This is a genomic window from Mesorhizobium sp. M1A.F.Ca.IN.020.03.2.1, assembly GCF_004023205.1.
GTDB lineage: Bacteria > Pseudomonadota > Alphaproteobacteria > Rhizobiales > Rhizobiaceae > Mesorhizobium.
In genome coordinates this window covers 1-6768 of the sequence record NZ_RZSV01000268.1, presented here as the reverse complement: position 1 = coordinate 6768, position 6768 = coordinate 1, and the positions used below count along the sequence as shown (strand labels likewise).

General features: G+C 63.3%; 8 protein-coding genes. 7 read left to right on the top strand and 1 reads right to left on the bottom strand.

Annotated features, from left to right (window positions below; translation table 11 throughout):
• The 5 genes from EOA79_RS27815 to tsf form a co-directional block, all read left to right on the top strand.
• Positions 1–268, top strand: a 268-nt coding sequence (locus tag EOA79_RS27815; protein WP_128293482.1) for a DUF1849 family protein, incomplete at its 5' end; no start/stop codon positions are given.
• 95 nt (positions 269–363) lie between these two features.
• Positions 364–1659 (top strand): hypothetical protein, encoded by a 1296-nt coding sequence (locus EOA79_RS27810; RefSeq protein ID WP_095825366.1) that lies wholly within the window; start codon positions 364–366, stop codon positions 1657–1659.
• Between the two features lie 64 nt (positions 1660–1723).
• Positions 1724–2002 (top strand): DUF4031 domain-containing protein, encoded by a 279-nt coding sequence (locus EOA79_RS27805; RefSeq protein WP_067319872.1) that lies wholly within the window; start codon positions 1724–1726, stop codon positions 2000–2002.
• Between the two features lie 259 nt (positions 2003–2261).
• Positions 2262–3041, top strand: a complete 780-nt coding sequence (rpsB, locus tag EOA79_RS27800; protein ID WP_059188654.1) for a 30S ribosomal protein S2 — start codon at positions 2262–2264, stop codon at positions 3039–3041.
• A gap of 119 nt (positions 3042–3160) precedes the next feature.
• On the top strand, positions 3161–4081 hold the full coding sequence (gene tsf / locus EOA79_RS27795; RefSeq protein ID WP_095825367.1) for a translation elongation factor Ts: 921 nt from the start codon (positions 3161–3163) through the stop codon (positions 4079–4081).
• Between the two features lie 27 nt (positions 4082–4108).
• On the opposite strand, the gene EOA79_RS27790 is transcribed toward tsf, so the two are convergent.
• The gene (locus tag EOA79_RS27790; RefSeq protein WP_095825368.1) at positions 4109–5035 is read right to left on the bottom strand and encodes a LysR family transcriptional regulator; all 927 of its coding nucleotides are present in this window, start codon (positions 5033–5035) and stop codon (positions 4109–4111) included.
• A gap of 115 nt (positions 5036–5150) precedes the next feature.
• Between EOA79_RS27790 and EOA79_RS27785 the strand changes: the two genes are divergently transcribed.
• Positions 5151–5678, top strand: a complete 528-nt coding sequence (locus EOA79_RS27785) for a nuclear transport factor 2 family protein (protein WP_095825369.1) — start codon at positions 5151–5153, stop codon at positions 5676–5678.
• A 29-nt stretch (positions 5679–5707) separates the two neighbouring features.
• The coding region (locus tag EOA79_RS27780) for an aldo/keto reductase (RefSeq protein ID WP_164893969.1) at positions 5708–6768 on the top strand (1061 nt) is incomplete at its 3' end.

Here is a 6768-nt window from a genome sequence, read left to right as displayed (position 1 = left end):
CAAAAGAGCCGACGCCGACAAGGCGGACCCGGAAGCGCCGGCGCTCGCCAAGCTTGCCACCGACAAATACTGGCCGGTCGACATCGCCTATTTCGACGACACCGACAAAAGCGGCGAAGAGGTGCCGGAGTACCGGATCAGCTTCAAACTGCATGAGAACGGCATCACGCGCGACCTCGTCATGGATTATGGCGACTTCTCAATGACCGGCAAATTGGTGAACCTGTCGCTGTTCGATCAGGCCAAGCCCTGTCCGGCCTCGAAATAGCGGCGGGTTAACCGCTACGGCGATCCGTCGCCGAGCCTGACTTGAAGACGCCGCAATCCCGTTCCAGCATCCCGTAGGCATTTCGGGGGAAAAGCTTGGGCAGGATCGACGTGTTCGTGGCGCCGCGACCCAATCCGGCGCTGATCAAGGTGATGACGATCGTCAACCGCATCGTCATGTTGCGAGGGGTTCCCGGCTTCCGCGACCTGTTGCCGTTCAATCGGCTCGCCGGCCTGCGCGGCGTCGCCAATATCCGTCACATCGACTTTCCCGTAGCCGACCAGCAGAAGCTGCACGCCTGCTGCGGCGAAGGCCAAGCGACGTTCATCACGCCCAACCATCCGGAATTCTTCACCGACTGGATGATCGACAAGGAGATCGTCTCGCGCGTCAGCCCGCTTGCCGCCTCATGGGCAACACATGGGGTGGTGAACGGGCTCGGTCGGCTGATGCAGAAATTCTGGCTGGCCAACAATCTGATCGCGCAGATTCCCGGCAACAGCGAAGCCGCCAAGGCGCATTCGGTCGATTGGGCGCTGAAAGGCCATGGCGTGCTGCTTCATCCGGAAGGCAGCGTCGGCTGGCACGGCAACCATGTCGCGCCGCTGCTTCCCGGCGCGGTGGAGATGGGGCTGGCGGCGCTGAAGCGCGGGCGCGAAACCAACAAGGATTTCAAGGTCTGGGTGGCTCCTGTTGTCTGGAAGCTCGCCTTCATCGGCAATGTCGAGCGGCCGCTCGCCAGGGAATGCGCCTATGTCGAGAAAAAGCTGAAAATGGAAAGTGTTGCAGCCGGCTCCCTGCCGGAGCGCGTCTACAGCATCTATTCAGGCCTGCTGTCCCTCGACGAGCAGGCCTGCGGCCTGATCGCAGAGGCGGGCGCTTCCTTTGCCAGCCGCCAGCAAAGGGTGCTGGCCGAGCTTGGCCTGCGGCTCGCCGATGCCGTTGCGGCCGAACCCGACCTCGATTTGGCCGAGTTGCTGCGGCGTTCACGCCGCTGGCTGCGCGAGGGCAAGGCTGATGCGGATGAGCAAAAACGCGTGCGAAAACTGGCGGAAACGATCCAGCGCGTCCAGCGCGTCGGCTCCTGGGCCTTCGCCAATCAGACGATAACCCAGGAGGAGATCGCCGAGCATCTGAAGCGCATCCGCAACGACTATTGCAAAGGCGCTTTGCGCGATTCGATCAACCGCTTCATTCCGCAGCCCGCCGGGCCGCGCTGCGCTCACATCCGCGTGCCCGAGCCGTTGGCGCTTCATGCATATGATGGTTCGGTCGAAGAGGCGCTCGCCGTGCTGCGCTCAAGGATGCAGGAAGCGGTGTCGAGGATCGTGACCAAACTTGAAGCCGCCGGCGGCTTCATTTCCTATCCGAATCCCTTCTATCATCGCTGACTTCGCGTCGGCCCGGGGTGATTGTGAGCGGGCCGCCGATGTCGGTTGGAGTGCGGCAAGCTCGATGGCTGTCTATGTCGATGCGGCGATCTGGAAATGGGCCGGCCATCGCTGGTGCCATCTGCTCGCCGACGACACCGACGAGCTCCACCGCTTTGCCGCCGAGCTCGGCCTCAAGCGCTCGTCCTATCAGGGGCCGCCGAAGACTTCGGCGCCGCATTACGATATCACCGGCTTTGAGCGCGACCGCGCCGTGCGGCTTGGCGCGGTCGAATGCAGTCGCGAGGAGATTGTCGCCGTCTTCCGCCGCGTCAGAGTGCCGAACGGCAAGACCCGACGCTGACGGAGTTTTGATGCATGTCGTTGTCCCAGAACCGCCGAACACTTCTGGGCGACATGCATAAGTGCGCGGATCGCCGCAGGTGAGGGCGTTTTCCGGTAGCTCGCTTGCGTTTACGAGACTTCCCCTCTATATGCGCGCTCATTCCACACACGGACTTTGGTGTCTGCCCGGGAGAAATCCGGCTGAAACCTCCGGTGGCATCAGGACATAAGTCCGAAATGCCTGTGTCCGTGGAGGCCAACCGGAAAGGAACTAAAGAATGGCTCTGCCTGATTTCAGCATGCGCCAGCTTCTGGAAGCTGGTGTTCACTTCGGACACCAGACCCACCGCTGGAACCCGAAGATGGCGCCCTACATCTATGGCGCCCGCAACAACATCCACATCATCGACCTGTCGCAGACGGTGCCGCTGCTGCACCAGGCCCTGAAGCAGGTTTCCGACACCGTCGCCAAGGGCGGCCGTGTGCTGTTCGTCGGCACCAAGCGCCAGGCTTCGGACATCGTCGCCGACGCCGCACAGCGTTCGGCCCAGTATTATGTCAACTCGCGTTGGCTGGGCGGCATGCTGACCAACTGGAAGACGATCTCGAATTCGATCCAACGCCTGCGCAAGCTCGACGAGACGCTGGCCGGCGAGGCCCAGGGCCTCACCAAGAAGGAGCGCCTCAACCTCGACCGTGAGCGCGAGAAGCTCAACAAGGCGCTGGGCGGCATCAAGGACATGGGTTCGACGCCGGACCTGATGTTCGTCATCGACACCAACAAGGAGGCGATCGCCATCCTCGAGGCCAAGCGCCTCGGCATCCCGGTCGTCGCCATCATCGATTCCAACTGCGACCCGGACAAAATCGACTTCCCGATCCCCGGCAATGACGACGCGGCCCGCGCGATCCAGCTTTATTGCGATCTGATCGCCAAGGCTGCGATCGACGGCATCGCCCGGCAGCAGGGCGCGCTCGGCATGGACATCGGCGCGTCGGCCGAGGCTCCGGTCGAACCGGCGCTCGACACTCCGGCCACTGAAGCTCCGGAAGCTTGAAAAACGAAGGCCGGCTTCGGCCTTCATCTTTCCAATAAGTTGGCGCGTTAAAGCGCTTTTGCCGGGCGCATCATCGGGATTCGATGGTGCGTCGGCGCTTTTGAAACAAAGAGGCGACAATGAGCATTTCGGCTGCACAGGTCAAAGAACTCCGCGACTTGACCGGCGCGGGCATGATGGACTGCAAGGCGGCGTTGAACGAAACCAACGGCGACATGGAAGCGGCCGTCGACTGGCTGCGCAAGAAGGGCATCTCCAAGGCCGACAAGAAGGCCGGCCGCACCGCGGCGGAAGGCCTGATCGGCGTCGATTCCGGTGTTCGCGAAGCCGCGGTCGTCGAGGTGAACTCCGAGACCGACTTCGTCGCGCGCAACTCCGCCTTCCAGGAAATCGTCGCCAACGTCGCCAAGGTGGCGCTCGCCTATGGCACGACCGAAGCAGTTGCCGCGGCCAAGTATCCGGGCTCCGACAAGTCAGTCACCGACACCATCAAGGACGCGGTCGGCACCATCGGCGAGAACATGGGCTTCCGCCGCTCGGCCAAGCTCACTGTCCCGCATGGCGCGGTGGCGACCTATGTCCACAATGCCGTCGCGGATGGCCTCGGCAAGCTCGGCGTGCTGGTCGCGATCGAGACCACCGGCAATGAGCATGCGGCGAACGCCTTCGGCCGCCAGGTCGCCATGCATGTCGCCGCGACCAACCCGGTTGCGCTGACTGCCGAGGAAGTCGACCCGGCCCTGATCGAGCGCGAGAAGGCGATCTTCTCCGACCAGGCCCGCCAGTCCGGCAAGCCGGAAGCGATCATCGAGAAGATGGTCGAGGGCCGGCTGCGTAAGTTCTATGAAGAGGTCGTGCTCCTGAAGCAGGCCTTCGTGCTCAATCCCGACATCACCGTCGAGAAGGCGCTGAAGTATGCCGAGAAGGAGATCGGCGCTCCGGCGAAGATCACCGCCTATCTGCGTTACGCGCTGGGCGAGGGCATCGAGAAGGAAGCGACCGATTTCGCGGCGGAAGTCGCGGCCGCGGTCAAGAAATAGCCCGAAGCAAAAGTAAGGCTACAGAGCTCAGGCAACTCGGCCGGGTGTCCGCATGGATGCCCGGCCGATCTCTTGAGCGGTATCGATAAAGGCTCTGAGCTTCGGCGCCATCGATGCCCTGCGCGGGAAATAGAGGAACAGGCCCGGCTCCTCGATCGCCGTCTTCGGCAGGATCTGAACCAGACGACCCGCGGCGAGATCGGCGCGCACCAGCGGCTCGAATACGTAGGCGAGCCCGACCCCAGCAAGCGCAAGATCGATCGCCGCAAGCGAATCTGTGACGATGGCCGTGCCGCGCGTCTCGACCACGACATCCTTACCGTTCTCGTTCAGATCCCAACGATAGAGCCCGCCGGAGCGGACAAGCCGGTAGCCGATGCAATTGTGCCTCGCCAGGTCGGCTACGTCGCGCGGCGGGCCGTGCTTTCCGATATAGCCGGGCGAGGCGACAACCACTGCCTTGACGGGAGGCGTAAGCCGCACGGTGATCATATCCTGTGCGATCATCTCGCCCAACCTGATGCCGGCATCGAAACCCTCGCCGACGATATCGACCAGGGCCTGGTCGGCGAAGACCTCGACCGTCACCTCCGGATAGCGTTCGGCCATGGCCGCGATCACCGGCGTGACCGCCAGGGGCATCGCGATATTGGACGCATTGATCCTGAGCAGGCCGGAGGGCCTGCCCTTGACGCCGCGGATGCGGTCGATGCGCTCGGAGATGTCCTGCAGGGCAGGGGCCGCGGTCTCCACCAGCGCCTTGCCGGCTTCGGTCAGCGAAACGCTGCGCGTGGTGCGCGCAAACAGCGGCTGGCCGATGCGCTCTTCCACCAGCCGCACCGCATGACTGACCGCCGACGGACTCATGCCGAGTTCGGCCGCGGCAAGCGCGAAGCCGCCGCGCCGAGCCACGGCGACGATCACCGGCAGATGCGTCAGCAGATCTCGATCCATTCATGAATAATATCGCATAGTCCTTGCGAACAATGCAATCTTATCGATGCCGCCAAGCTGGTCCACATTGGCGCCAACACACGGGCGGTGGGGCCGATGCGCAAGGAGAAAAAACATGAATGCTTTGAGACATGTGACCTTCGCGGCAGGACTGGCAATGGCGCCCGTCGATGCCGGCGGAGCCGAACCAACGGGCTGGCAAACGCTCGCCGACGAGCGCGCCGTCATCCGCATCGCGGATGCCATTGACCGCGCCGTCGATGCGCAGGATTGGAAACTCGCCCGCAGCTTCTTCGCCGACCGGGTTACCGCAGACTTCAGCAGCCTTTCCGGACAGCCCGCGGCCACGGTCGCCTCCAACGATCTGATCGGCGCCTGGGCTGCCAATCTCAAAGGCAGCAAGACGAGCCTGCACCTGCGGACCAACCATCAGGTCGAAATAGAGGCCGATACGGCGACCGTCCGTTCCAACGGCTATGCCTGGAACAGGATGGAAGGCAATGGCGATCCGCTCTGGGAGGTCTGGGGCACCTATGAGCATCGCCTGACCCGATCGGCTCAAGGCTGGAAGGTCGACGGCTTCACGTTCCGCATGACGCATGAGCGGGGCAATCCCTGGGTGAAAGCGACGCCTGGCCAATAAGCCCATACCAAACACGATCGGAACACGTCATGAGCATGAACTACTACACGCTTGGCAACAGCGGCCTGCGCGTCAGCCGGCTGGCGCTGGGCACCATGACCTTCGGCACCGAATGGGGCTGGGGTGCTGACAGGGAAACCGCCCGCGCCATGTTCGACGCCTATGTCGAGGCCGGCGGCAATTTCTTCGACACGGCCGACCTCTACACCGGCGGGACGGCAGAGACCTGGCTCGGCGAATTCGTCGCCGAGCGCGGCTTGCGCGACAAGGCGGTGATCGCCACCAAATTCACGATGAACACGGAACCCGGCAATCCGAATGCCGGCGGCAATGGCCGAAAGAACATCATGCGCGCGGTGGACGCTTCGCTGAAGCGGCTCAGAACCGACCATATCGATCTTTACCTCATGCATGTCTGGGACAGGCTGACGCCGGCCGAGGAGGTGTTGCGCACGCTGGACGATTTGGTGCGTGCCGGCAAAGTACGCCATATCGGTCTTTCTGACGTGCCGGCCTGGTATGCCGGGCGGGCGCAGGCGATCGCCGAACTGCGCGGCTATGAGCCGGTCTCGGCCCTGCAGCTCGAATATTCGCTCGCCGAGCGCTCGATCGAACATGAATTCGCGCCTTTCGCCTCGCGTCACGGCGCCGGCATCATGGTGTGGAGCCCGCTGGCCAGCGGCCTGCTCAGCGGCAAATACCGCCCGGCGCAGGCCGGCAATGCCGGCCGGCTCGACGGGTTCCGCAACACCACGCATCCGGGTTTCCAGAAATTCAGCGAACACAATTGGGCGATCGTTACGGAACTCGAGAAGGTGGCTTCCGAACTCGACCGAAGCATGGCGCAGGTGGCGCTGAACTGGGTTGCGGCGCAGCCGGGTGTGGCCACCGTCATCCTCGGCGCGACGAAACTTGCCCAGTTGCAGGACAATCTGCGGGCGCTCGACTTTTCAATCCCTGCCGAACTCCGCAAGCGGCTCGATTCGGTGAGCCTTGCGCCCACGCCGTTCCCGCATTCCTTTTTTGGACCCGAGATTCAGGTCAGGGTGGCCGGCGGCGTCGTGACCGGCGACAAGCCGTTCGGCTATTC

Excerpts from the sequence above, each read along its gene's own strand:
- EOA79_RS27805 (WP_067319872.1), top strand. The coding sequence starts at position 1,724 with ATGGCTGTCTATGTCGATGCGGCGATCTGGAAATGGGCCGGCCATCGC.
- rpsB (WP_059188654.1), top strand. The coding sequence starts at position 2,262 with ATGGCTCTGCCTGATTTCAGCATGCGCCAGCTTCTGGAAGCTGGTGTT.
- tsf (WP_095825367.1), top strand. The coding sequence starts at position 3,161 with ATGAGCATTTCGGCTGCACAGGTCAAAGAACTCCGCGACTTGACCGGC.
- EOA79_RS27790 (WP_095825368.1), bottom strand. The coding sequence starts at position 5,035 with ATGGATCGAGATCTGCTGACGCATCTGCCGGTGATCGTCGCCGTGGCT.
- EOA79_RS27785 (WP_095825369.1), top strand. The coding sequence starts at position 5,151 with ATGAATGCTTTGAGACATGTGACCTTCGCGGCAGGACTGGCAATGGCG.